Annotated in this window: 28 protein-coding genes; 15 read left to right on the forward strand and 13 right to left on the reverse strand. The window is 57.7% G+C overall.

Annotation, left to right across the window (positions count from 1 at the left end):
* The first annotated feature begins 6 nt into the window (after window positions 1-6).
* Window positions 7-864: a hypothetical protein gene (locus AC2FGC_RS05795; protein ID WP_496781628.1), complete on the forward strand. Its 858-nt coding sequence runs from the start codon at window positions 7-9 to the stop codon at window positions 862-864.
* Here AC2FGC_RS05795 and AC2FGC_RS05800 read toward each other — a convergent pair.
* From AC2FGC_RS05800 to AC2FGC_RS05815, 4 genes are all read right to left on the reverse strand, one after another.
* Complete coding sequence (locus tag AC2FGC_RS05800) at window positions 861-1,730, reverse strand: hypothetical protein (RefSeq protein WP_496724009.1); 870 nt, start codon at window positions 1,728-1,730, stop codon at window positions 861-863. The genes AC2FGC_RS05795 and AC2FGC_RS05800 overlap by 4 nt on opposite strands.
* A complete protein-coding gene (locus AC2FGC_RS05805) occupies window positions 1,730-2,614 on the reverse strand; it encodes a PhzF family phenazine biosynthesis protein (protein ID WP_496724007.1) in 885 nt (294 codons plus the stop codon). Before AC2FGC_RS05805 ends, AC2FGC_RS05800 begins: the two co-directional genes overlap by 1 nt.
* 114 nt (window positions 2,615-2,728) lie before the next feature.
* A complete protein-coding gene (locus AC2FGC_RS05810) occupies window positions 2,729-2,953 on the reverse strand; it encodes a DUF1150 family protein (RefSeq protein ID WP_170466716.1) in 225 nt (74 codons plus the stop codon).
* A gap of 5 nt (window positions 2,954-2,958) precedes the next feature.
* Window positions 2,959-3,372 (reverse strand): Hsp20 family protein, encoded by a 414-nt coding sequence (locus AC2FGC_RS05815; RefSeq protein ID WP_058280036.1) that lies wholly within the window; start codon window positions 3,370-3,372, stop codon window positions 2,959-2,961.
* A 164-nt stretch (window positions 3,373-3,536) separates the two neighbouring features.
* Here AC2FGC_RS05815 and AC2FGC_RS05820 point away from each other — a divergent pair, with 164 nt between their 5' ends.
* From AC2FGC_RS05820 to AC2FGC_RS05835, 4 genes are all read left to right on the forward strand, one after another.
* Window positions 3,537-3,761: a YdcH family protein gene (locus AC2FGC_RS05820; protein ID WP_058275529.1), complete on the forward strand. Its 225-nt coding sequence runs from the start codon at window positions 3,537-3,539 to the stop codon at window positions 3,759-3,761.
* 77 nt (window positions 3,762-3,838) lie between these two features.
* Window positions 3,839-4,324: a 5-(carboxyamino)imidazole ribonucleotide mutase gene (gene purE, locus AC2FGC_RS05825; protein ID WP_170558990.1), complete on the forward strand. Its 486-nt coding sequence runs from the start codon at window positions 3,839-3,841 to the stop codon at window positions 4,322-4,324.
* A complete protein-coding gene (locus AC2FGC_RS05830) occupies window positions 4,321-5,079 on the forward strand; it encodes an NAD(P)-binding domain-containing protein (protein WP_496724004.1) in 759 nt (252 codons plus the stop codon). The genes purE and AC2FGC_RS05830 overlap by 4 nt, the downstream gene beginning before the upstream one ends.
* Complete coding sequence (locus AC2FGC_RS05835) at window positions 5,079-6,146, forward strand: 5-(carboxyamino)imidazole ribonucleotide synthase (RefSeq protein WP_496724002.1); 1,068 nt, start codon at window positions 5,079-5,081, stop codon at window positions 6,144-6,146. Before AC2FGC_RS05830 ends, AC2FGC_RS05835 begins: the two co-directional genes overlap by 1 nt.
* Before the next feature lies 1 nt (window position 6,147).
* On the opposite strand, the gene AC2FGC_RS05840 is transcribed toward AC2FGC_RS05835, so the two are convergent.
* The 6 genes from AC2FGC_RS05840 to AC2FGC_RS05865 form a co-directional block, all read right to left on the reverse strand.
* Window positions 6,148-7,299 carry an alpha-D-ribose 1-methylphosphonate 5-triphosphate diphosphatase gene (locus AC2FGC_RS05840; protein WP_496781632.1) on the reverse strand — a complete coding sequence of 384 codons (1,152 nt, stop codon included), beginning with the start codon at window positions 7,297-7,299 and terminating at the stop codon, window positions 6,148-6,150.
* Window positions 7,296-8,069, reverse strand: a complete 774-nt coding sequence (locus AC2FGC_RS05845) for an alpha/beta fold hydrolase (RefSeq protein ID WP_496723998.1) — start codon at window positions 8,067-8,069, stop codon at window positions 7,296-7,298. Before AC2FGC_RS05845 ends, AC2FGC_RS05840 begins: the two co-directional genes overlap by 4 nt.
* Before the next feature lie 38 nt (window positions 8,070-8,107).
* A complete protein-coding gene (locus AC2FGC_RS05850) occupies window positions 8,108-8,950 on the reverse strand; it encodes a DMT family transporter (protein ID WP_496723996.1) in 843 nt (280 codons plus the stop codon).
* 187 nt (window positions 8,951-9,137) lie between these two features.
* On the reverse strand, window positions 9,138-10,781 hold the full coding sequence (groL, locus tag AC2FGC_RS05855) for a chaperonin GroEL (protein ID WP_496723994.1): 1,644 nt from the start codon (window positions 10,779-10,781) through the stop codon (window positions 9,138-9,140).
* Window positions 10,782-10,835: 54 nt separating this feature from the next.
* A complete protein-coding gene (locus AC2FGC_RS05860; RefSeq protein WP_496723992.1) occupies window positions 10,836-11,123 on the reverse strand; it encodes a co-chaperone GroES in 288 nt (95 codons plus the stop codon).
* Window positions 11,124-11,274: 151 nt separating this feature from the next.
* Window positions 11,275-11,949 carry a DUF2161 domain-containing phosphodiesterase gene (locus AC2FGC_RS05865; protein ID WP_496723990.1) on the reverse strand — a complete coding sequence of 225 codons (675 nt, stop codon included), beginning with the start codon at window positions 11,947-11,949 and terminating at the stop codon, window positions 11,275-11,277.
* Between the two features lie 115 nt (window positions 11,950-12,064).
* Here AC2FGC_RS05865 and AC2FGC_RS05870 point away from each other — a divergent pair, with 115 nt between their 5' ends.
* The 8 genes from AC2FGC_RS05870 (at window position 12,065) to AC2FGC_RS05905 (ending at window position 19,359) form a co-directional block, all read left to right on the forward strand.
* Window positions 12,065-13,045, forward strand: coding sequence for a TraB/GumN family protein (locus AC2FGC_RS05870; RefSeq protein WP_496723988.1), 981 nt, complete (start codon window positions 12,065-12,067; stop codon window positions 13,043-13,045).
* Window positions 13,046-13,151: 106 nt separating this feature from the next.
* Entirely contained in the window at window positions 13,152-14,072 is a 921-nt protein-coding gene (locus AC2FGC_RS05875) for a manganese-dependent inorganic pyrophosphatase (protein WP_496723986.1), read from the forward strand.
* Between the two features lie 134 nt (window positions 14,073-14,206).
* Window positions 14,207-15,277 (forward strand): DUF389 domain-containing protein, encoded by a 1,071-nt coding sequence (locus AC2FGC_RS05880; RefSeq protein WP_496723984.1) that lies wholly within the window; start codon window positions 14,207-14,209, stop codon window positions 15,275-15,277.
* Window positions 15,278-15,386: 109 nt separating this feature from the next.
* On the forward strand, window positions 15,387-16,262 hold the full coding sequence (locus AC2FGC_RS05885; protein WP_496781634.1) for a TIGR01459 family HAD-type hydrolase: 876 nt from the start codon (window positions 15,387-15,389) through the stop codon (window positions 16,260-16,262).
* Between the two features lie 100 nt (window positions 16,263-16,362).
* A complete protein-coding gene (locus AC2FGC_RS05890) occupies window positions 16,363-16,806 on the forward strand; it encodes a MaoC family dehydratase (protein ID WP_058275996.1) in 444 nt (147 codons plus the stop codon).
* A gap of 116 nt (window positions 16,807-16,922) precedes the next feature.
* Window positions 16,923-17,855 carry a bifunctional riboflavin kinase/FAD synthetase gene (locus AC2FGC_RS05895; RefSeq protein ID WP_496723980.1) on the forward strand — a complete coding sequence of 311 codons (933 nt, stop codon included), beginning with the start codon at window positions 16,923-16,925 and terminating at the stop codon, window positions 17,853-17,855.
* The gene (locus tag AC2FGC_RS05900) at window positions 17,852-18,325 is read left to right on the forward strand and encodes a YcgN family cysteine cluster protein (RefSeq protein ID WP_496723978.1); all 474 of its coding nucleotides are present in this window, start codon (window positions 17,852-17,854) and stop codon (window positions 18,323-18,325) included. The genes AC2FGC_RS05895 and AC2FGC_RS05900 overlap by 4 nt, the downstream gene beginning before the upstream one ends.
* Window positions 18,325-19,359: a threonine aldolase family protein gene (locus AC2FGC_RS05905; RefSeq protein WP_496723976.1), complete on the forward strand. Its 1,035-nt coding sequence runs from the start codon at window positions 18,325-18,327 to the stop codon at window positions 19,357-19,359. Before AC2FGC_RS05900 ends, AC2FGC_RS05905 begins: the two co-directional genes overlap by 1 nt.
* Before the next feature lie 39 nt (window positions 19,360-19,398).
* Here the strand turns inward: AC2FGC_RS05905 and AC2FGC_RS05910 are convergent, their stop codons facing one another.
* Together AC2FGC_RS05910 and AC2FGC_RS05915 are read right to left on the reverse strand one after the other, a co-directional pair.
* Window positions 19,399-20,211 (reverse strand): alpha/beta fold hydrolase, encoded by an 813-nt coding sequence (locus tag AC2FGC_RS05910; protein WP_496723974.1) that lies wholly within the window; start codon window positions 20,209-20,211, stop codon window positions 19,399-19,401.
* Window positions 20,208-20,810 carry a 2-hydroxychromene-2-carboxylate isomerase gene (locus AC2FGC_RS05915; RefSeq protein WP_496723972.1) on the reverse strand — a complete coding sequence of 201 codons (603 nt, stop codon included), beginning with the start codon at window positions 20,808-20,810 and terminating at the stop codon, window positions 20,208-20,210. Before AC2FGC_RS05915 ends, AC2FGC_RS05910 begins: the two co-directional genes overlap by 4 nt.
* A gap of 107 nt (window positions 20,811-20,917) precedes the next feature.
* Between AC2FGC_RS05915 and AC2FGC_RS05920 the strand changes: the two genes are divergently transcribed.
* Both AC2FGC_RS05920 and rpiB read left to right on the forward strand, forming a co-directional pair.
* Window positions 20,918-21,937 (forward strand): ribose-phosphate pyrophosphokinase, encoded by a 1,020-nt coding sequence (locus AC2FGC_RS05920; protein WP_496723970.1) that lies wholly within the window; start codon window positions 20,918-20,920, stop codon window positions 21,935-21,937.
* Window positions 21,938-21,997: 60 nt separating this feature from the next.
* Window positions 21,998-22,438 carry a ribose 5-phosphate isomerase B gene (rpiB, locus tag AC2FGC_RS05925; protein WP_496723968.1) on the forward strand — a complete coding sequence of 147 codons (441 nt, stop codon included), beginning with the start codon at window positions 21,998-22,000 and terminating at the stop codon, window positions 22,436-22,438.
* Window positions 22,439-23,217: 779 nt separating this feature from the next.
* On the opposite strand, the gene AC2FGC_RS05930 is transcribed toward rpiB, so the two are convergent.
* A complete protein-coding gene (locus AC2FGC_RS05930; protein ID WP_496723964.1) occupies window positions 23,218-23,568 on the reverse strand; it encodes an H-type lectin domain-containing protein in 351 nt (116 codons plus the stop codon).
* Window positions 23,569-23,665: the final 97 nt, after the last annotated feature.

Raw genomic sequence — 23,665 nt, forward strand, 5'->3', positions numbered from 1 at the left:
GTGCCCATGACCCGCGACCTGCCTGCAATTGCCAGTTTCTGGTTCGGTTCAGACCTGAGCTGGCTCGAGGCGCTGTGCATTCAATCCTATCTGGATAACGGTCACCGGTTTATCCTGTATACCGTGCATGATATCGAAGGCGTGCCTAGCGGCACCGAGATACGGCCCGCTTCTGATATCCTTTGGCCAGCGCCGTTTGATTTTCGACCGGAAGACCGGTTGGGGGTCGCAGTGTTTTCCGACATTTTCCGGCTGCGGTTGATGCAGAAAACCCCGTTCATCTGGGTCGATCTGGATGCCTACTGCGTCAAGCCATTCGACTTTTCCTCGTCTTACGTTTTCGGGTCGTCGCAATCAGGCATCATTCCCAATGGCGTTCTGCGCTTGCCGGAAGGCTCAGAGACACTGGCGCTATGGATTGATTTCGTGATCTCTGCCAACCCGACCCAGCCCTGGCGTGGCGGTCGGCTATTTCGACACAATCGCAGGCGCATCCGAAACGGAGAAACCTGGGGCATCGAGGCACTTCCCTGGGGCAGCTCAGGCCCCAAGGCGTTGGAGTATTTTCTACGCCAGACCGGCGAGGACAGCCACGCGATGCAGCCGGATGTGTTCTATCCTTTGGACAAGGAACAGCTATGGAAACTGCACGATACGCGCATTTCCACGGCCGAGATCGAACGGGATAAGGTGCATTCAGTCCACATTTACGGACATCAGAAAAAATTTATGGCCGCCAAAACCGCCGGGCTGCCGGTCAGCGGATCATATCTGCAGCGCCTTTGCCTTCGACATGGGATCAACGCGCTGGCGAACCCGATCTTGCCGGTGGGGTGGCTGACCCCGCAGCCATCAGAAGACTAGGCCGCTTTTATCTGTTCGCGCAGGGTCCGCACCGCACGGCCTTCAAAGTCACCGAACTCTGCCGCCTTGCTTTGCGCAGCTTTCAGATGCTGCAGGCGTTCGGCATAGTCGTCAGCGGACAGGCTGTTGATTGCGCGCTGAATGTCGGCCTCAGACTCGCAGAGGATTATACCGGCTGTGTCCATGAAGTCCCCGATATTCGGGCACCCCCAATAGACCGGGACCGTTGAACACAGGACCGCATCCGTAAGCTTTTCCGAAAAATAGTTCTTCTCGCGCACATTCTCGATCACAACGGAATAGCGATACGGAGCCAGCCCGTCGGATTTGCGATCAAACGGCGTGTATCCCAGCCCCATGATATCAACGTCAGCGCCCGTTTCCCGCACCCAGTCAATCACCGAATGGCGAAGTTGGTGCCCTTCCAGATCGCGCTTGGCTGAGGCGATGAGCGAGCAGGATTTCGTTTTCTCTACGTTGAGGTCTCGCCAATCCGGCACCATGGTCACGCCGTAGGGCAGAAACACAGCGTTCGGAAGGTTCTGCAGCAGCACGTCATGAAACGTCATCACCCGAAAGAACCGCCACCATGTGTAGCGGAGCATCTTGTCGTGCTTGGCGTGAATGGCCGACGGCTCGCCCATCATCAGCGAAATCCGGGCGCGGGTCCCTCGGCGCAGGCGCAGGTGAACGGTTGAATTGGGGTACATGATCAGGTGATCGGTACGCTCAAGATCGCCAACCGTTTTGCCCATCAGGCGGTCGGGGCACCCTTCGGACCAGATCAGATCGGACAATGGAACCGAAGCCAGTTTCGGACCCAACCGATGCCCATAAGGAAGGATGGCGATCGCAGGTTCAGTCATTACAGTTGCCCGGGCAAATTGACCTGACCACGCATCAGAATATAGCCACGGCCCGCCACCTTGATACCGGTCATCGCATCGGCAGGTCCAACGCGTGTAACGGTCGCTTGGCCGGGGCGGCCCAAGTCGTGGCCCTGTTCTGCTGCAAACGTGTCCTTAGGCATCAGGCCATATTTCCAGAGATAAGCTGCCATCGCCCCGGTTGCGGAGCCGGTGAACGGATCCTCGGGCGGGCTGGGCGGCAACATCAAAAGGCGTGAGAACGTGTCGCCCGCCTCGCTCGCGCCCTCCAGCGTCACAATAAATGGCTCGGCCATGTCCGATCCGGAATACCCTCCGGCCTCTATCACCTTGCGCAGCGGTTCTTGTGCCAGCTTTGCGGCACGTAGCGCTTCGAGGTCGCGCAGCACAGTGACGCAAAACGGCAACCCTGTGGATACCATCTGAGGTGGCGAGATGATCGCGCTTTCCGGTAGGCTGATGGCAGCGGCAACCAGGTCGGCAGGAACGATCGCACCGAATTGCGGGGCAACCTGCGTCATTTCAATCTCATCACCGTTGAGTTGGATTGAAACGATCCCTGCCCCGGTGTCCAGTGTCAGCGCATCCCCCTGAAACAGCCCACGCGACCGCATCGCCGCCACAGTGGCTATTGTGGGATGCCCCGCAAAAGGGATCTCACGGCTGGCTAGAAAATAGCGCACTCGGACGTCGGCCACGTCAGACGGCCCGGTAAAGGTACATTCGACCAAGGACGTTTCGCGCACGTAAGCGGTACAGACATCTTCGGGCAGGACGGCCCCACCATGCACCACGGCGCATCCATTGCCGCCAAAGGCACGGTCGCTGAATGCGTCCACCCAGTCGAAATCAAACCAGCTCATGTATGGTGCCTCCGCCCTGCTATGGTGCCTCCGCCCTGCGAACCTGTATTGGTTCGCATATCTCACCCGTGGGGCGGCGGATGTCACGGGAAAATCACCTTCTGCGGGGCCGTTTCAGTGAACGGCCACCGGCGAGAAGTCATGTTCGCGCGCCAGAACAAAGGCTAGCTTGCGGTCTGCAACCAGCGCCAGTTGCTGGCCATCGGAGTCGTGAACAGCGTAAAGCTGATCCAGATCACCGGCCTGTTCGCGCACTTCGCGCGGCAGGTCAGCTACATCGACAGCTTTCACATAAACGATCCGATCGCCTTCGGTGTTGATTTCAATCGGTGTATTCATTGCTCTTACCCCTTCCGTATGTTGATTGTCTGAACCACGGTTTCCGGCACGGCGCGGGTCAGGTCCACATGCAGCAGACCGTTTTCCATGATCGCCTCGCCAACCTCGACTCCGTCCGCCAGCACGAACATGCGCTGAAATTGACGCGCCGCGATGCCGCGATGCAGAAAGATGCGCCCCTCGCTATCGTCGCGTTGACGGCCCCGGATCACCAGCTGGCGATCCTCGATGGTAATCGACAGGTCCTGTTCCGCAAAACCGGCCACAGCCAGGGTGATGCGATAGGAAAAATCCGAGGTCTGCTCGATGTTATAGGGCGGGTATCCTTCGTTTCCGGCCTTTGCAGACCGTTCTAGAAGGCGTTCCAATTGCTCGAACCCCAAAAGATGCGGGTATGAGCCAAGAGTAAGTTTCGACACGTATTTTCGTCCTTTATTGCCAAAGCGACGTGTGGTGCGGTCCCGTTTTGGCAACCGCGTATGATAGAATATGGGAATATGCAGGGATGTCCACAAGGTCTGGCCGGATAAACCCTGACACACTATCTTGTGTGGAAAGCACCACAACAACAACCGAGTCGTCCATGAACGCGCCCACTGACATTTCAATGAAAACAGATGAAGTTCTTCGGGTCGAGCTGGAGGTATTTCGCCGCCAGCACCGCGATCTGGACGAAGCGATCGAGGCGCTGCAAGCGACGGGGACGTCGGATCAGTTAACGATCAAGCGGCTGAAAAAGCAGAAACTGCGCCTTAAGGACATCATTCGCCTGATCGAGGACCGTCTGACCCCGGATATCATCGCCTGAAGGCCCTGTACCGCATTGCCAGATAGGCCGATTTGGCTATAGTGCGCGCTCTTTCGACAGGCAAGGGCGACAAGTGGATGAGCGATGTGAAAGTGGGGATCATCATGGGCAGCCAGTCGGACTGGCCCACGATGAAAGAAGCCGCAGACATTCTGGATGAACTGGGCATTGCGTATGAAAAACGCATCGTTTCGGCGCACCGCACCCCTGATCGCCTGTGGGACTATGGTAAAACCGCCGTTCAGCGTGGCCTGGATGTGATTATCGCCGGTGCGGGCGGTGCTGCGCATCTGCCGGGGATGATGGCCTCAAAGACGCGCGTACCGGTGATCGGCGTGCCTGTGCAGACCCGTGCCCTGTCCGGCGTCGATTCGCTATACTCCATCGTGCAGATGCCCAAAGGCTTTCCGGTGGCGACGATGGCTATCGGCTCCGCCGGTGGGGCCAATGCCGGGTTGATGGCGGCTGGCATCCTCGCCTTGCAGGACGCAGCACTGGCTGATCGGCTGGATGCCTGGCGCGAAGCTTTGTCTGCTTCTATCCCCGAGGAACCCCAAGGATGAGCCGTATCGGCTTTATCGGAACCGGACATATCGCAGCCCCCATTGCGCGTTTTCTTACGGACAAAGGGCACAGCATTGCCGTTACAGAGCGAAACGCCAAAGTCTCAGCTGAGTTGGAGGCTGAACTGGACGTAACGGTCACGAACCCACAAGCGGTTATCGACGCATCGGATATCGTTTTTCTTTGCCTGCGCCCTCAGATCGCCCCGGAAGTTCTGGATAACCTGAGTTTTCGCTCGGGTCAGCAAATCGTATCTGTGATGGCAGCTGTATCGGCGGACCAGCTTGCATCCCTGTGCGCTCCGGCGACTGACTTCGTTCAAACAATCCCTTTGGGGTTTTTGCGGCAAGGCGGATGCCCGCTTGCAGCGTTTGGCAACGATGCCTTGCTGGCCGAACTGTTCGAACCCGAAAACCCAGTTGTAAAAGTCGAAACCGAGGCGGCGTTGAACGCACATTTTGCGATCTGCGCGATGGTGCCGGGGATTCTGGACGTTATGGCGACAGGTGCCGAGTGGTTGACCGAGCAGACAGGCGACGCGGATGCCTCGGAGTTCTACACAACACAGCTGCTGTCTGGATTTCTGCAGACGATGCAAACCGGGCAAGCCGGGCGTCTGGCCGAGGAACGGGACGCGCTGGCGACGGATGGAACACTCAGCCTGCAGATGACGCAGGCATTGCATGCGGGCAAAGCACATGATGCGCTGCGCTCGGCCCTGCAGGCGATTGGAAAAAGGTTGGAGACTGATTGATGACGGACATGCTTGCTCCGGGGGCGCGGATTGGAATTCTGGGCGGTGGCCAATTAGGCCGGATGTTGTCCGTCGCGGCGGCCCGGTTGGGCTTTGTAACCCACATCTTTGAGCCGGGAGCCAACCCACCCGCCGGTCAGGTGGCGGATCATGTGACGACTGCAGCTTATGATGACGCTGCGGCACTGAAGGCCTTTGCCGAGTCCGTCGATGTCATCACCTATGAATTCGAAAATATCCCGACCGAAGCGCTGGACCTGTTGGAAGCACATTGCCCTATCCATCCGGGGCGCGAGGCGCTGCGTGTCAGTCAAGATCGACTGACCGAAAAGACTTTCCTTGCCGGGTTGGGTTTGAAGACAGCGCCGTTCGCCGACATCACCAATCTGGACAGCCTAAAGGCAGCGATTGACCAGATTGGCACGCCAGCCATCCTGAAAACACGTCGTTTCGGCTATGACGGCAAGGGACAGGCGCGGTTGCGCGGCCCTGAGGATGCCGAGGCCGCACTGGCCGATATGGCAGGCGCGCCCGCAATCCTCGAAGGGTTCGTCAATTTCAGCCACGAGGTATCGGTCATCGCCGCCCGCGGTATCGACGGGCAAGTCGCCTGTTTCGACCCAGGTGAAAACGTGCACCGCGATGGCATCCTGCACACCACCACGGTACCCGCCCGCCTCGCCCCGGCGCAGCGAACCGATGCCGTGCTGTTGGCCGCGAATATCCTGAACGCGCTGGATTACGTCGGTGTCATGGGTGTCGAACTGTTCGTGACACCGCAGGGTTTGATCGTGAATGAAGTTGCGCCAAGGGTGCATAACTCGGGCCACTGGACGCAGAACGGCTGCGCGGTGGATCAGTTTGAGCAGCATATTCGCGCCGTAGCCGGTTGGCCGTTGGGCGACGGTCAACGCCATTCAGACGTGGTTATGGAGAACCTGATAGGCGACGATATGGACCGCGTGCCGGAATTGGCGCGGGAACGCGACGTTGCGCTTCATCTCTATGGCAAGGCTGAAGTCAAACCGGGCCGCAAGATGGCGCATTTCAACCGCATCACGCGGTAACTCAGCCCACGAACCGTGCGGCGATATCACCGGACATGAAACTAACCCGCCCGCCAGCCAGCGTAGCAGCGACGTGGTGGGACCGAGCATCAAGTATCACTAGGTCTGCGCGTTGACCCGGGGCAAGAGTGCCCCGGTCCTGCAACCCAAGAACCCGTGCCGGACCGGACGAGACCAACGCCCAGGCTCCGGCCAGATCCAACAGACCGGATTTGGCCAGCATCAAAGCCGCTCGCCTGGGACTGGGATAATGGTAATCCGAGGCCAGCGCATCACACAGCCCCATGGTGATCAGATCCAGCGCACTAACGTTGCACTTGTGCGATCCGCCGCGCACCACGTTGGGTGATCCGAGAATAACGTGGTCCCCAGCAGCCCGAGCGGCCTCAGCCGCCTCTAGCGTTTCGGGAAACTCGGCAATCTGAGCACCTCGCTCCCGCCAATCGGCGCGAGTTTCAGCCGTTGCGTCGTCATGGCTGCCCATACGGACACCCTGCTCGGACAATGCCGCACAGAGCGCGTCCAAGGCTGCGGAAACCTCATCGCCTCGGGCATGCATGGACAGCAACATCTCAAAATGTGCTTCAGGATTACGCCCGGCCTTAAGCGCCTGCCCCGTCAGGCGCGGCGGCTTGCGCCCCTCGGCCAGCCTGTCATGTGGCAGGTGATCGTTGAACACCACGTATGGCACACGCCACGCGGCAATACGTTCAGGCAGGCTCGGATATTCCTCGAGCATGTGGGTTTCGAACCGTAGCTGAGGCAGCAAATCGGTGACGACGCGATCTTTGACCGACGCAATAGCATCGAACACTTGGCCAGCGAATTCAGGGCCGCGTACGCCGCCCTCCCAACTTAGAAACTGGGCCAGGACCGCCGTCGTGATCCCGTTGGCGGCCAGTTCGGCCTCGACCGACAGGATGCCCTCGTCCATCTGCTTCATCGCCCCTCGTCGCGGTGCGATGTGACGCTCGAACCCGTCGCCGTGCAGGTCGATGATGCCGGGCATCACCAGATATCCAGACAGGTCGATTGTCCGTCCCGCCCGGTCCCGTTGCACGGCCCCGTCAGAAATGGACAGATCGGCACGAGTCATGCCCTGATCCGGCAACAGAACCTCTGCGCCGGACAAAGTCAGAGAAAGTGCGGTCATTCAGAGCGCTCCGAGTCCGGTTCCGAGCAATCCTGCCCAATGCAGATTTCATCGATGATTTCCATCACCCCATCCAGCCATGTGATCTGCGGATCAAACTGACCGAACTCGATGAAATGCAGCGCTTGCGCCATCACGCGTGGATTGTTCATCATGAACGTGTGAGTCACCGGTAGGACGATATGATCCGCCATCCCTTCGACCTTGGTCGTTTCAACCGAAACTTTCCCGTCATCCGAGCCATCGATCATCGAAGAAAACAGTGGGTTCAACGAATTCTCCCCGGCGATCACACCAAGTTCGAAATCCACGGGGGGCAGTCGTCGTGGGATACCTTCGGGGCCCGTGCCCAGCGCCAGACCGGCCGGGCCATTCAACATCCCGAACACCTCATACGCGCTAAGTTCGTCCACCAGCTGGCTGCCCTGATTGGGCGGGCCGAGCATGACTACGCGACCCAGGTTTTCCGGATGATTGTCCTGCAGCCAATAGCGCAACAGAATACCGCCCATCGAATGCGCGACAACATTGACTTTGTCGTCGCTGCATTCCGCAAATGCACCCGGCAGCGTCTGTGCAGCCAGATCGGGAATTGGCAGGTCGGTAGAGGAATACCCCGGGCGCACGACGGTATAATCATGCGTTTTGAACAACTGTTCCATGACGGTAAAAGACGCTTCGGTCCGTGCCAACCCATGCAGCAGGACCACGCATTTTGCCTGCACAATGGCAGGCACAAAGAACAGAAAGAGGGCAAGCAAATAACGCATAGCCGCCAGATAAGGCCTAACGTCCAGCGAATAAACCCCTACCGCGGCGTCCTGCGCAGAACGGCCAGTGCAATTCCGCCCAATACCAGCCCGGCCCCCATGATCAGGCGCAGGCTGGCGGCCTCGCCCAGCAGGAGGACACCGCCAATAATGGCTATAATCGGAACGCTGAGTTGCACGACGGCCGCCGTTGTGGGCGTCAATTCCCGCAGAACCTGATACCACAGCGCATACCCCATCCCTGATGTGACCGCACCGGCCAACGCGGCCAGCAAGTATCCGTTAGCAGTCATGTGCCACGCCCCTCCTGTCGCCAATAAAGCCAGCGTTGTCACTGGCAATGCCACGACGAAATTTGCAGCAGTGCCGGATAAGGCATCCGGTTCGGACTTGCCAACCAGCGAATAGATCGCCCAGCCGATCCCGGCAGCAATCATCAGAGCTGCTCCGACCGGGTTGACCTGTATCGATCCGGACGGCCAAAGCACGTAGCCCAACCCCAGCAACGCGATTGCGGCGCCCGCGATCTGCCGACCAGTGGGCAGCGTGCCTTTCACTGATGTCACAGTGAACATCGTCACCTGCACCACCCCGAACAGGATCAGCGCGCCAAGACCCGCGTCCAGCGTCAGATAGGCGACAGAGAATCCGATCATGTACAGGGACAACGACCCCGCCCCGGCAACCCTGCGCCGGTCAAACAGGGGCAATTGACCAGCCCTCAGAAGAACCAACCCGGCCAGCACCACTGCACCGGCCAAAACCCGCACCACGGCAAAGGCAGCGGGATCGCTGGCGCCACTATCAATCGCTAGCCGATTAAGTATCGAGTTGGACGCAAAGGCGCACATCGTCAGGCACGTGAGTAGGAACAGTTTCATATCAACCGCATAGCCGGTTTCGGCGCGTTTTGCACACTCACATTCCTGCGGGATGGTCCGCAAAACGAAACGGGGCCGCCCGAAGGCGACCCCGTCCCTAGATACTAAGGCTTCCCTCTCGGCAGCTTGGCCTTACAGCCAAGCGCCTGTCGGGACCGTCAGAATTCGCCGAGGCGAATTCGACGTCTTACATCATGCCGCCCATGCCGCCCATGTCGGGCATGCCGCCGCCAGCAGGCGCGCCGTCTTTGGCAGGCTTGTCAGCAACCATTGCTTCGGTGGTGACCAGCAGGCCAGCAACCGATGCTGCATCTTCCAGCGCAGTGCGGACAACTTTGGCCGGATCGATAACGCCGAACGAGAACATGTCGCCATACTCTTCGGTCTGAGCGTTGAAACCAAAGGCCGCTTCCGAAGATTCGCGAACTTTGCCTGCAACAACTGCGCCGTCGACGCCCGCGTTCTCAGCAATCTGGCGCAGCGGCGCTTCGATGGCTTTACGCACGATATTGATGCCTGCGTCCTGATCAGCGTTTGCGCCTTTCAGAGTGTCCAGTGCTTTACCTGCCTGAACCAGCGAAACGCCACCGCCCACAACAACGCCTTCCTGAACGGCTGCGCGCGTTGCGTTCAGAGCATCGTCAACACGATCCTTACGCTCTTTCACTTCAACTTCGGTCATGCCACCTACGCGGATAACAGCAACACCGCCTGCCAGTTTGGCAACGCGCTCTTGCAGCTTCTCACGGTCGTAGTCCGACGAAGTTTCTTCGATCTGAGTGCGGATCTGAGCAACACGTGCTTCGATCTCGGCTTTCTCGCCAGCACCGTCAACGATGGTGGTTTCGTCTTTGGTGATTTCGATTTTCTTGGCGGTGCCCAGCATATCCATGGTGACGGACTCGAGCTTCATGCCCAGATCTTCACTGATGACCTGACCGCCGGTCAGGATTGCGATGTCCTGCAGCATGGCTTTGCGGCGATCGCCGAAGCCAGGTGCTTTGACAGCAGCAATTTTCAGGCCGCCGCGCAGTTTGTTGACAACCAGAGTTGCCAGCGCTTCGCCTTCAACGTCTTCAGCAATGATCAACAGCGGCTTTTGCGACTGGATCACCTGCTCGAGCAGCGGAACCATCGGCTGCAGCGAGGACAGTTTCTTTTCGTGCAGCAGGATCATGCAGTCGTCGAGATCTGCGATCATCTTGTCAGCATTGGTGACGAAGTAAGGCGACAGGTAGCCACGGTCGAACTGCATACCTTCGACAACATCGGTCTCGGTTTCCAGACCTTTGTTTTCTTCGACGGTGATAACGCCTTCGTTGCCAACCTTCTGCATCGCGTCTGCGATTTGCTGACCGATTTCGGCTTCGCCGTTGGCCGAGATGGTGCCAACCTGAGCGACTTCTGCCGAGTCTTTGACTTCACGCGCCATCTCTTTGATGCCTTCAACGACTTTGGCAGTTGCCAGGTCGATGCCGCGCTTCAGGTCCATCGGGTTCAGGCCCGCTGCAACCTGCTTAAGACCTTCGCGAACGATTGCCTGTGCCAGAACGGTTGCGGTGGTGGTGCCGTCGCCGGCTTCGTCATTGGTGCGGCTGGCGACTTCTTTCACCATCTGCGCGCCCATGTTTTCGAACTTGTCTTCCAGTTCGATTTCCTTGGCAACCGATACACCGTCTTTGGTGATGCGCGGTGCGCCGAAGGATTTGTCCAGAACCACGTTGCGGCCTTTGGGGCCCAGGGTCACTTTGACAGCATCGGCCAGGATGTTCACACCTGACAGCATGCGGTTGCGGGCATCGGTGTCGAACTTGACGTCCTTAGCAGCCATGTTGTTTCTCCTTGAGAAAAATGTTGGAAATGAAGATCAGAGAAGCGCGAGCGCTTACTCGATGATCCCCATGATGTCGCTTTCTTTCATCATCAGCAGCTCTTCGCCGCCGACGTTGACCTCGGTGCCCGACCACTTGCCGAACAGGATCTTGTCGCCAGCTTTTACAGCCATTGCGATCAGTTCGCCGCTGTCCTTGCGCGCGCCTTCACCGGTCGAAACGACTTCGCCTTCGCTAGGCTTTTCTTTTGCACTTTCGGGAATGATCAACCCGCCTGCGGTTTTTTCATCGCTTTCGGTACGACGAACCAGCACGCGGTCATGAAGCGGTTTCAATGCCATCTTTGCAGCTCCTTGGGCTCAAAGTTTATTATCCTCCCCTCGCCGGCTGGCGAGGCGTTAGCACTCAAAGGCAGAGAGTGATAACGACGCATAGCTAGGGGGTCGCAAACCCCAAGTCAACAAGCTGTGATGGATTTTTTAGTTGCGAGGCTCAGCTGGTCTCTTCCCAGCTATAGGCCCAGTGTTTCAACCCTTCGGCCCCTGTAGTCGACAGTGCATAGACCCCCTTATCAACCTTGTCGAACCACCCGTAGTGATTGTCCCGCATCAGGCGCGTGGCCTGGGCGACGCCGGTGGATTGGGCAACTTCCGCCCCCTTTGTCGCTCCGCATTCGGCCAGATGGGCTGCACATTTCAGCGCGTCCTGACGATAGGCCGTCACGATCCCGTGCCGGGTGGCTCCACCTGCGTTGGGGTCACCTTCAAGCCGGTCAAATTCACGCAGCAGGCGAGCCGCCTTTACTTTGTTTTTTCGCGGTGCATACGGGCCAGGGTCACATTGCACCTCGACCGCGCCGTCAGCACGTACAGTGATCAGACCAAGACCAAGCCTGCGGCACAGCGCCAAATTGTCCTTTAACGCACGCCGCGCGGTTCGCCCCTTGGGTTTGCACACACCGATATAGACCTGGTCAGTCACCCTTAACCGCGTGATTGCCTGATGAAACAGCGCCAATGAGAACCGCAGCTTCAGCTCAACGATCACCGGCTCATCACCATCCCGAATGGCGACGATGTCGGCTGCGCCGACTTCGCCTTTGACGGTGTAGCCCTGACGCTCGAACAGCGCCTTGATCGGCGGGTATAGATCCTGCTCACGGTCCATTCCGCCATGCTATGCAAATTTGCCGCGAACGCCAGCCGTCACCTGCATCCGGCTTGAATACATTGCCGCGCAAAGGCAATGTCGCGATCACACTAAAGTTTCCGAGATGATCCTTATGCGCTTGTTTGCACCGCTGCTTTTCCTATTCCTGCCCGCCACCGTACAGGCCGCATGCGAAGGGACTGATCTGAGGCCGGGACTGAGCCCCGCGGTAAAGTCCGAACTGCAACAGACAGTGGCCGAGATCCCGTTTGCCGAAGGCAATCACTGGATCGCATCCAAGGGTGACACGATCCTGCACCTTGTTGGTACGTTGCATGCCAATGACGCACGCATGGACGCAGTGGTCGAACGGCTAACGCCGACCCTCGGCGATGCGGACGCGTTTTATTTCGAGGTCACTCGGGAAGAAATGGACGCGTTCGAAAAAGACCTGGCCAAGGACATAAGCCCGGTGATGATCACCTCGGGACCCAGTCTGATTGATCTGATGTCCGAGGAAGACTGGTCCGCCCTGTCGATCGGGCTGTCCGAACGCGGTATCCCCGGCTGGATGGCAGCCAAAATGCGGCCCTGGTTTCTGAGCATGATGCTGGGCGTCCCCCCGTGTATGATGCAGGACCCCAGTGCGAACCACGGGATGGACGCCCGTCTGGACCAGCTGGCTGACGAGTTGGGTATCCCCAAACGCTCGCTAGAACAGATTGCCGATCTTATGAGTATGTTCGACAGCCACCCCATCGAAAAGCAGGTTCAGTCCCTTGTGCGGATGGCCGGTGCCATGGGCGGTAGCGAGGATCAACTGGCGACGATGGCCAACGCCTACCTGGAAGAGAAACATGTCGAAATCATCCAGCTCGCCCGTCTTCAGGGATTGGAAGACTCGGGCCTGTCGCCCGAAGTATTCGACGAGGAATGGAATGATTTCGAGCAAAAACTCCTGGTCGAGCGCAACAGCAACTGGATGCAGAAAATTCTGAACATTCAGGACCAAAACGTCGTGATCGCGGTCGGTGCCGGGCATCTTGGGGGCGACTACGGGCTGCTGAACCAATTACAACAGGCCGGGTACACCCTGACCCGCGCCCCGTTCTGACCAACCTCGATTTCAGACCAACCGTCGCAGCGTAAACACTGTCGGGTGACAACCCCGGCGGACCGCCCTATAAGGCGCGCAAAATGATCACCCTCAGGACGCTGACATGACAACGCTCGTATTTGGACATAAATCCCCCGACACCGACTCCACAGGCTCACCTATCCTGTGGTCATGGTACCTGAACGAAATCAAAGGCGAACAGGCCGAGCCAGTTCTGCTGGGCGAACCCAACACCGAAGCGGCATTCCTGCTGCAGCGCTGGGACCTGCCCAAGCCGCGCATCATCGAAGACGTGGCCGAGGGCACGCCGGTTGTCATCGTGGACACCAACAACCCGGCCGAGCTGCCAGCCAGCGTAAACAGCGCGGACATCCGGGCAATCATCGACCACCACAAGCTGGTCGGTGGCCTGGAAACCAAAGGCCCGATCGACATCACCGTACGCCCGCTGGCTTGCACCGCGACCATCATGATGGACCTGATCGGTGACGACGCCGCCAAGATGCCCGACGCCATCAAAGCCGCCGCATTGACCTGCATCCTGTCAGATACGCTGGAATTCCGCTCTCCCACCACCACCGCACATGACCGCGCAGTGGCCGAGAATCTGGCCGCTGATCTGGGTCTGGACGTCGCGACCTATGCCGCGGAAATGTTCGCAGCCAAATCGGATGTCTCGTCCTTCTCGGACGCCGAACTGATCCGCATGGACAGCAAGGAATATGAGGTCGACGGTACCAAGTTCCGCGTTTCGGTTCTGGAAACCACCGCACCCGGCGTCGTTCTGGACCGCAAGGCCAGCCTGGCGGGTTCGATGGCTGACGTAGCCAAGGAAGACGGCGTTGATCAGGTTCTGCTGTTCGTGGTCGATATCCTGAACGAAGAGGCCACTCTGCTGGTACCCAACGATCTGGTCAAAGGTGTCGCCGAAAAGAGCTTTGGCGCAAGCGTGGACGGCGATGCCGTAGTCCTGCCCGGCATCATGAGCCGCAAAAAACAGATCATCCCGAACCTCAAGGTTTGACGCGGACAAACATCCCAACCGAAAGGCGCCCCACCCGGGCGCCTTTTTTCTTTGCTACTAATGTTTTGCGCGAATGGCATCCGTTGGTAGTCTGACATCAATAGCCAGACAGCGAATTGGGTCAGACGACGTTCATGAGTTCCCGCAAGTTCAGCACCACACGCGACATCCTGAGATTTGAAGGCAAGGACAAATCTGCCTATTGGCGACGGTTTGCCATGCTTCTGACCTTATCCGTGGTGATCGCCACGATGGGCATGCTGCGAGATTCCGGTGCGGTCGTCATTGCCGCAATGCTTGTTGCGCCATTGATGACCCCGATCCTTGGGGTTGCGGCGGCGATGGTGATGGGATGGCTGGGTCGCGCGTTCAAACTGGCTTTGATTGTCTGCGGTGCCGCGGTAATCAGCGTCTTGCTGGCGTGGCTTCTTGTCTATGTCGCAGACGTCCCGCGCGGCATTCTGATCCCCGATCAGGTTCTCGCCAGAACGGATCCGGGCACCGAGGATCTGATCGTTGCCCTCGCCGCCGGAGTGGCCGCAGCTTACGTTCAAATCAACCGGTCCGAGGCCAGCCTGCTTCCCGGTGCAGCCATCGGCGTGTCCTTGGTGCCACCTCTGTCTGCATCGGGTGTTTTGCTGTATTTCGACGAGCCCGCCGAGGCCTATGAAGCCGGCCTGCTGTTTGCCACCAACCTTGGAGCAATCATTCTGTCGGCCTGCGCGGTTTACATCGTATATGCGGCGCGCGCGGTGGTGTTTAGCAAGGGTCGGCGCAAGCTGAACTTCACCGCAAGCGTGGTGGTGACACTGGCATTCCTGGCCTTCGTTGTCCTTCAACTGGGAAAGTCGACCTACAACCGTTACCTCGAAACCCGGACCGAGGCGCAGTTGGCGCAAACGATCCGGGACTGGGCCGATCCGGTGTCGGTCGAGATCATCCGCGTGGACGTGAATGCCAAACGTAAACACGCCGATATTTGGCTGATCGTGGACCTTCCGATTGAAGCGGCTTACAAAGTATCCTCGATCGCCGGTTTGCTGCCCGAGGCCCTGCGTGACACGCCTTTGGTCGACGTACTTCAGAAAGAACTGGGGCCGGGTTTTCTGGTCGTAGTGCGTTTCCAGAACAGGATCGGCGCACAGATCATATTGGGCACCGAAAACGTCCAACAAGCACCCGATGTCGAAGAAATCGTCGAATGACGCGATCAGACACACCGTGTTCGACCAGCAATTGATATTGCGGGATGGCCAAGAGGTGAAAGCTTTGCCATAGCTGTCACAACTCAGAATTTCAGGTCCCGAGGCTCCCATGACCCAGATCATCCACACGCTTTCCGAGATTTCAGGCCGCTACAAGTCACTGTTCGTTGACCTGTGGGGATGCGTTCACAACGGCATCACTGCCTATCCCGATGCGGTCGCGGCTTTGCAAAACTACCGGGCGCAAGGCGGGATCGTTGTGCTGGTCACCAACTCACCCAAACCGCGTGCTGGCGTGGCTGAGCAGCTTGGGCAGTTCAATGTCCCCGCAGATGCCTATGACACCATTGCCACCAGCGGGGACTCGGCCCGGTCCGCTATGTTCCGTGGGGCGGTTGGTGAAAAAGTCTATTTCATGGGGGAATGGGAACGCGACGCGGGATTCTTTGAGCCGCTGAAAATACTACACCATCCGATCCACATCGAACGTGTCCCGCTGGATGAGGCCGAAGGGATCGTCTGCTGCGGGCCGTTCGACCCAATGGCGGATCCGGCGGTCAATCGCGCCAATTTCCTCTATGCCAAGCAGAAAGGCATGAAGCTGCTCTGCGCCAACCCCGACATCGTTGTCGACCGGGGCGAGATACGCGAATGGTGCGCGGGTGCGTTGGCGAAGCTGTATACCGAGATGGGAGGCGAGAGCCTGTATTTCGGAAAACCCCACCCGCCGATCTATGATCTTGCGCGGCGCAGGCTGCAGGAATTGGGTCATGACATCCCTGATGGCGACATTCTTGTGATCGGCGACGGCCCGCATACGGACATTCTGGGTGGTATGGGCGAAGGGATTGATTCTCTGTTCATCTCGGGTGGTTTGGCCGCAGCGGAAACAAAAACTGAGCATCATCCGCACCATGAATCCCTAAGTGATTATATTGCAAAGGAAAACATTAATCCTACCTACACAATCGGTCGATTGAGGTAGTCAGAAAAGACTTGATTTTCTGCAGTTGCGAAGTAATAAAGTTGCCAAACGGGGGCGACTTGAGTTGTTTTGTTGCCCATTGAACTCGAGTGAGGGCGACATGTTGGATAATCTTCCACGCGGCACGATCTGTATTGAAGACATCGAGATGGGCATGACCCGCCACCTGCGCAAAGTGGTGACGGACGAAGATATCGAGATGTTCGCGCAGGTTTCAACGGATCGGAATCCGGTACACCTGGACGACGACTATGCCCGCGACACGATCTTCGAAGGTCGCATCGCCCACGGCATGTTGACGGCGGGTCTGATCTCGGCGGTGATCGGCGAGCAGCTGCCGGGCCACGGCACGGTCTATATGGGGCAGTCGCTCAAATTCCTGGCGCCCGTACGCCCTGGCGACATGGTCTATGCCGAGGTCAAAGTGATCGACATCGATTTTGCCAAACGCCGCGTGAAGCTGGATTGCCACTGTGCCGTCGATGGCAAGAAGGTGTTGGTGGGCGAAGCGATGGTTCTGGCCCCGTCGCGCAAATTCGATTGAAGTCTCGATACCTGTATCCTTTTGAAGGGCGCTGGAAACGGTGCCCTTTTTTGTTGCGCAGCATTTGGACCAATCAGGTGCTTGAACCCGGTCTCCAGTCCCGCTAGGCAAGCTGCATGCAGATCATCCGTGATTTCCAGTTTGTCGAGCCAGAAGACCGCGGTGCCAGTGTGGCAATCGGGAACTTTGATGGCGTGCATGTTGGCCATCAGTCGGTGATCGAACTGGCACAACGCGTGGCCCCGGATGCTCCGCTTGGCGTTCTGACGTTCGAGCCTCACCCTCGCGAGTATTTTGCACCCGATGCCCCGCCATTTCGTCTGATGCGCGGAAACGCACGTGCGCACCGGTTGGAGAAACTGGGTGTCCAAAAGCTGTACGAATTGCCGTTCAATGCGGCGCTTGCCGGTCTGACGCCTGAAGAATTTGCTCGCAATGTCATCTGCGAGGGGCTTGGTCTATCGCACGTGGTGGTCGGCGCGGATTTCTGTTTCGGCAAAGGTCGAAGCGGGACCGCCGAAGACATGGTCCGGTTCGGGCAAGAGATGGGATTCGATGTCACCATTGCACCCTTGATGGAACGATCTGATGACGTCGTATCCTCAACCGGGATCCGCACCGCACTTTCTGATGGCCGCCCGCGCGACGCCGCAGCGATGCTAGGCCATTGGCACCGGGTCGAGGGCGAGGTGATCGGCGGTGAACAACGCGGGCGCGAGCTTGGGTTCCCTACCGCGAATATGTCCATCGAAGGGTTGCACCCACCAAAGTTTGGCGTCTATGCGGTGCTGGTCGATGTGCTCGATGGCCCCCATCAGGGCAGCTATCTCGGAGCATCTTCGGTTGGCGTGCGCCCCATGTTCAACGGAGAAGTCGCGAATATAGAGACTTTCCTGTTCGATTTCTCTGGCGACCTGTATGGCTCGACCCTGTCCGTCGGGTTGGTCGATTATCTGCGCCCCGAGATGACCTTTGACGGGCTGGATGTCCTGATCGCGCAAATGGATGCCGATTGCGACAAGGCGCGCACCCTGCTGGCCGCGCTATGACCGCCGACCCGATTGATCGCAAAGGTCTTACCCCCCGGTTCTGGGAACGCAAACCGCTGACCAAGATGAACCAGCGCGAATGGGAAGCCTTGTGCGACGGCTGCGGCAAGTGCTGCCTGAACAAACTTGAGGATGAGGACACCGGCGAGGTTGCCCTGACCTGCGTCGCCTGCCGTCTGCTGGACGATGAGACCTGCCGCTGCACGCAATACGATATCCGCCATCAATTCGTGCCGGAATGCATCGTGATGAAGCCCAACAACATCGACGATCACGCCTATTGGCTGCCCGAAACCTGCGCCTATCGGCTGCTGTGGGAGGGGAAACCGCTTTACGACTGGCATCCCCTGATATCAGGTACACCGGACAGCGTGCACGCCGCCGGCATGTCAGTTCAGGGGCGCACGGTGTCCGAATTCGAAACCCCCTTGGAAGAGTGGGAAGACTATATCATTGAGGAACCCAGCTGATGTATTTCGCCTCTGACAATTCCGGTCCGGTTCACCCACAGGTCATGGCCGCATTGAACGAAGCCAATCAAGGCTATCAAATGGCCTATGGCGCGGACACCCTGATGAACGAAGTGCGCGATCGTATTCGCGGAATCTTCGAAGCGCCAGGGGCCGCAGTTTATCTGGTGGCCACCGGGACAGCCGCGAATTCGCTGGCTCTGGCGACGCTCTCAAACCCATGGGAAACCGTGTTCTGTTCACCTGTCGCGCATATCCATGAGGATGAATGCAACGCGCCCGAGTTCTATAGCGGCGCAAAGCTTACACTCGTGCCGGGCGGCGACAAGATGGAGCCCGCAGCGCTACGCCGCTCGATTTTGGCCGAAGAAACACGTGGCGTGCATGGGCCCCAGCGTGGGCCCGTGTCGATAACTCAGGTGACAGAGCGTGGCTCGGTTTACTCACTGGCCGAGTTGGAGGAGCTGTGCAGTATCGCCAAAGAATACGACCTGCCAGTTCATCTGGATGGTGCCCGATTCACAAACGCGCTTGTCACGCTCAATTGCTCTCCTGCCGAGATGACATGGAAAGCGGGCGTCGATGCGGTCAGCTTCGGTGGCACCAAGAACGGTCTGATGGGCGTCGAAGCGGTGGTTTTCTTTGACGAATCCAAGGCCTGGGAATTCGAACTGCGGCGCAAGCGTGGTGCGCATCTGTTCTCCAAGCATCGTTACTTGTCCGCCCAGATGGCCGCATATCTGAATGATGATCTGTGGCTGCAGATGGCGCGACAAGCCAACGCTAACTGCGCGCATCTGGCCGATGGTCTACGCGGCAAAGGCGCAACCTTTCTACATGAGCCGCAAGCCAATATGATTTTTGCGCAGTTTTCGCGCGCGCGTCACAAGCAGTTGCACCAAGCGGGTGCGGTTTATCATCTGTGGGGCGCAGAGCTGGACGGTGCGGATGACGACGAGATCCTGGCCTGTCGACTGGTCTGCGACTGGTCGATCAACTCAGATGATATCGACCGGTTCATCGGCTTGTTGTGATTTCAGGGATTAGGGGCGTCATCCTGTACGCAACATGGTTCAGGATAGACCACCCCAAAACTTTCGAATGACAGCAGCCGTCTGATCCGGGTGCGTGATTGGGACCATGTGATCAGCACCCGAAACAACGCCCGTTCTGGCATTGGGAAGCCGCCGGGCAAGACCTTCTCCGATCGCGGGCATGACGGGGTGCGTCTCAGACCCGCTGAGGATCAGAACCGGCATGGATGCGCGGTCCAGAACGCCAGGGTTCAATATCCCCTTCTGATCAAGGAACAAAGCGTCATCAACGGCGGGCACAACGTGAATACCGCGGATCATTCCCGCGCGGGTTCGTTCAGGCAAATCGGGCCATCGTGGTCCGTCCTGCACGCCCCACATCCGGTTGAACAAACGGGCGGCCTGCTCAAAATTTCCGGCCGCGAGCGCATCAGAGACAGGTTTCGCCTCTTCATCATGTTGCCGCACCAAATCGGGCGTGTCCTGAATCGCAACCGCAAAGAACACAGGCTCGATCAGGACCGCACTGCGGACCAGGTCCGGAAATTCGACAGCCAACCGAAGGGCAAGCATTCCACCGAAGGAATGCCCAATCACGTCCATCGGTTCGGTCAGATGCGCGGCCGACAGTTGGATCACTTGGTCAAAGAAATCCCCTCTCCCGTCCCAATCGGAACTGCGGCCATGGGACGGCATGTCGGGGGCCGTAAATGTCGCCTCGCCCTCTAGAGCCGTCGCCAGCCCCGACCAAGCCCCGGAATGCGCGATTGTGCAGTGCAGGGCGAGCACCTCGCGCGCGCCCTGCCCCAACGTTCTGACAAAAGTGTTGTCTGCCAGGGGGGTGTCCCTCACCCCTTCAGTTCCGACAAATGACGATCCAGATCATCCAGCCGGTCCTGCCCCCAGAACCGCTGATCATCTTCGGTAATATAAAACGGCGCGCCAAATACACCGCGGTCCACGGCCTCTTCCAGATTGGCGGCATAAGTTTCCGCGCCCACCAGAAGGCCGCTATCCGCCAGCCCTGGATCAAAACCGGCCTGCGTTAGGCAATCGCGGATCACATCATCCTGCGCGATGTCTTTCTCCTCGGCCCAACAGGCCCGCACGAAAGAATGCGCAAGTTTGCCGACATCCCCTGATCCATCCTTGATTGCAGCGATGATCGCATAGGACGATGGTGCCGCATTGGTTGGCCAATGCGCGGGTTGCAGATTGAACTCCATACCAAGCTGTTTGGACTGTCGCTGTAGTTCCTGAGCCCGATATTCGATCCGCGAAATATGGCGGTCTTTCGGAGGAGTGCCCCCCGTGCGCCCAAACAGGGCGACAATATCCAGCGGTTTGTAGTTGATCTTCGCGCCATGTTTCGCCGCCACCTCTTCCAACCGCATACCTGCAAGGTAGGTATAGGGCGAGAGTGTCGCAAAATAGTAGTCAATCTGGGTCATCTGCACTTTCTCCGCTGCGTTATCTTTGCTGGACGTTAGACCCGTGCTAAGCGGTGTCAACATCACGAATCTGTCACATTGCCATTGCTGCCCGGGGACCTCAGCCGATGCCGACACTCAACGAACCCAAGCTTATCGCTGGGAACGCCAACCTTCCTCTTGCCGAATCCATCTCGCGACGCATGAGCCTGTATCGCGGCGTCGATCAGAATCTTGTCGATGCGCGGGTCGAACGCTTCAATGACGGCGAGATTTTCGTCGAAGTGTTCGAGAACGTGCGCGGTGAGGATATGTTCATTGTCCAACCGACGTCGAATCCGGCGAATGACAACCTGATGGAGCTGCTGATCATCGCTGATGCGCTGCGTCGTTCTTCCGCACAGCGTATCACCGCCGTGATCCCCTATTTTGGTTACGCCCGTCAGGACCGCCGCACCAAGGCACGGACGCCGATCAGCGCCAAGCTGGTGGCCAACATGCTGACCGGTGCAGGGATCGAACGGATCCTGACAATGGACCTGCACGCAGCGCAGATTCAGGGGTTCTTCGACATGCCCGTCGACAACCTCTACGCCTCGCCGATTTTTGCGTTGGATGTGAAACACCAGTTCCAGAACAATCTGGACGAGCTTATGGTCGTATCACCTGACGTAGGCGGCGTGGCCCGAGCGCGTGAGCTTGCCAAGCGCATCAACGCCCCCCTGTCGATCGTAGACAAACGCCGCGAAAAGGCTGGCGAAGTGGCCGAGATGACAGTGATTGGCGACGTCAAAGACAAGATCTGCCTGATTGTCGACGACATGTGCGACACCGCCGGTACGCTATGCAAGGCCGCTCAGGTACTGCTGGATAACGGCGCGAAAGAAGTGCACTCCTATATCACCCACGGTGTCATGAGCGGCCCGGCGGTCGAACGTGTGACAAATTCGGTGATGAAATCTCTGGTGCTGACCGACACGATCCAGCCCACCAAAGAGATCACCAACGCCAAGAACATCCGCATTGTGCCGACTGCGCCAATCTTTACGCAGGCGATCCTGAACATCTGGAACGGGACAAGCGTGTCTTCATTGTTCGAGGATAAGACTCTGACACCGATCTACGAGTCGATGTATCACATGGATTGACCGAGTTGGGCGGCGTAACAGCCGCCCTTTTTTGTCAACACAGCAAGACAGGACGTACCCGTGACAGCCTCAAAACGCATAATTCTTTCCAGCGACCACGCGGCTATCGAGCTGCGCCAAGCGGTCGCCGACCACATCGCAGCGCAAGGCTGGGAGGTCGTCGACATCGGCCCCAAAACGCCTGAAAGCACACACTACCCTATCCACGGAAAAGCCGCAGCTCAGGCTGTTGCTGCTGGTGATTGCCAGCTTGGGATCGTCCTATGTGGTACGGGTCAGGGGATCATGATGGCGGCCAACAAGGTTCCCGGCATTCGCTGTGGCGTATGTTCTGACGCCTTTTCGGCCCGCATGATCCGCGCGCACAACAACGCCAACATGTTATCGATTGGCGCGCGTGTCGTGGGTGAAGGTCAGGCCCTGGATATCGTAGATGCGTTTCTGGAGGCCGAGTTCGAAGGCGGTCGTCACGCAACCCGTGTGGACATGATTGGTCAGTAAGACTGCGCTGCAACAGGAGGCGTTGGATAACCCAAGTTTTTTGAAATACTAAAAAAATCGGTACTTTTCCCAAGACGATGGAATTTACCTTTACACTGAACCGCTTCACCATGGCCCTTTCGGGTGTTTATTGGGAGGAACCCAATCCTCGCCCCATTTGGACAAGCTTGGGTTGTCTGGATCTTGCAATGGGCAACGTTCCGTACTTAGGGCCGCCTTTGTGTTCGTGAGACACTCGCAAATCTCACAAATTTTTGCGTCTTTCCCAACTACTACTTTCGTTCCGCGATATACCAGATTGTTTGGCGCAGGTACCTGATGCGCACAGGCTCGGCAGGCCGCAAGCCTTTTTTCAATGACCCAAGGCCTCGCAGGCTTTAGCCCATCCATTCCCCACTTTAAGATACTGTTCGAAGCTTTCTTAACCAACTTCATTGAGCCAGGCTTTTGCTCAGACAACAAGTTATCGCGAACATGACGCAATTTGCGCGTCGCCATCAAAACGCGGGCAAAACTTGGGTCTTCAATTGCACGTCTCGTCACAGTCAAAGGTGCCGGAGCCTCAAGTTCGAGTAAGACACCTAACAACTTAGCTGCTTCTTCGATTGTATCCGCAGTTTGTATCTCGTTCGGTAACTCGAATTGCATTAACTTTCCGACCCCCAAAGTCATCCTATCGTTCGGCTCGTATTCAGTTTTGTTTCTCTTGAAACCCAATCTCGTTTGATTGACGAAGTCTATGATTACGGAGAGAGGCTAATTTAAAACATAGGAATCCCCTAGTTTATTGTCCAATCGTCCGCGTACGACACTTCCCCGAAGGCCGTCCAAGTCACCCTTATGCGTGCGATACGGGTATCCGACCAAGTTTTAAATACGGCTGTGAAACCTTCGGTTGTGACATTTTGTGCTTTCACTTCGGCCCGCAACGCAGAAGAAGTATCTACGTCCCACAGTGAAACGCTGACTTGAACTACAGGTGGTTCGCGGAAAGCCTCGCTGAAACTTATCTTGGAACAGCGTTCACGCGGTCCTTCGCCGGTCCACATTTCTCCGCCTTCGGCAAACTCAGAAAATAACACCACGTCGCCCTGATCAATACCAACAGGATGGGTAAGAAATTTTTTCATTCATTCATCTTTTTTAATATCCACCAGAGGTTAACCCGGTACGTCACTAAAACTCCACAAAAAAACGGCCCCAAACAATGGGGCCGTTTTTATCAAT

Source organism: Ruegeria sp. CDSC054 (genome assembly GCF_059610645.1).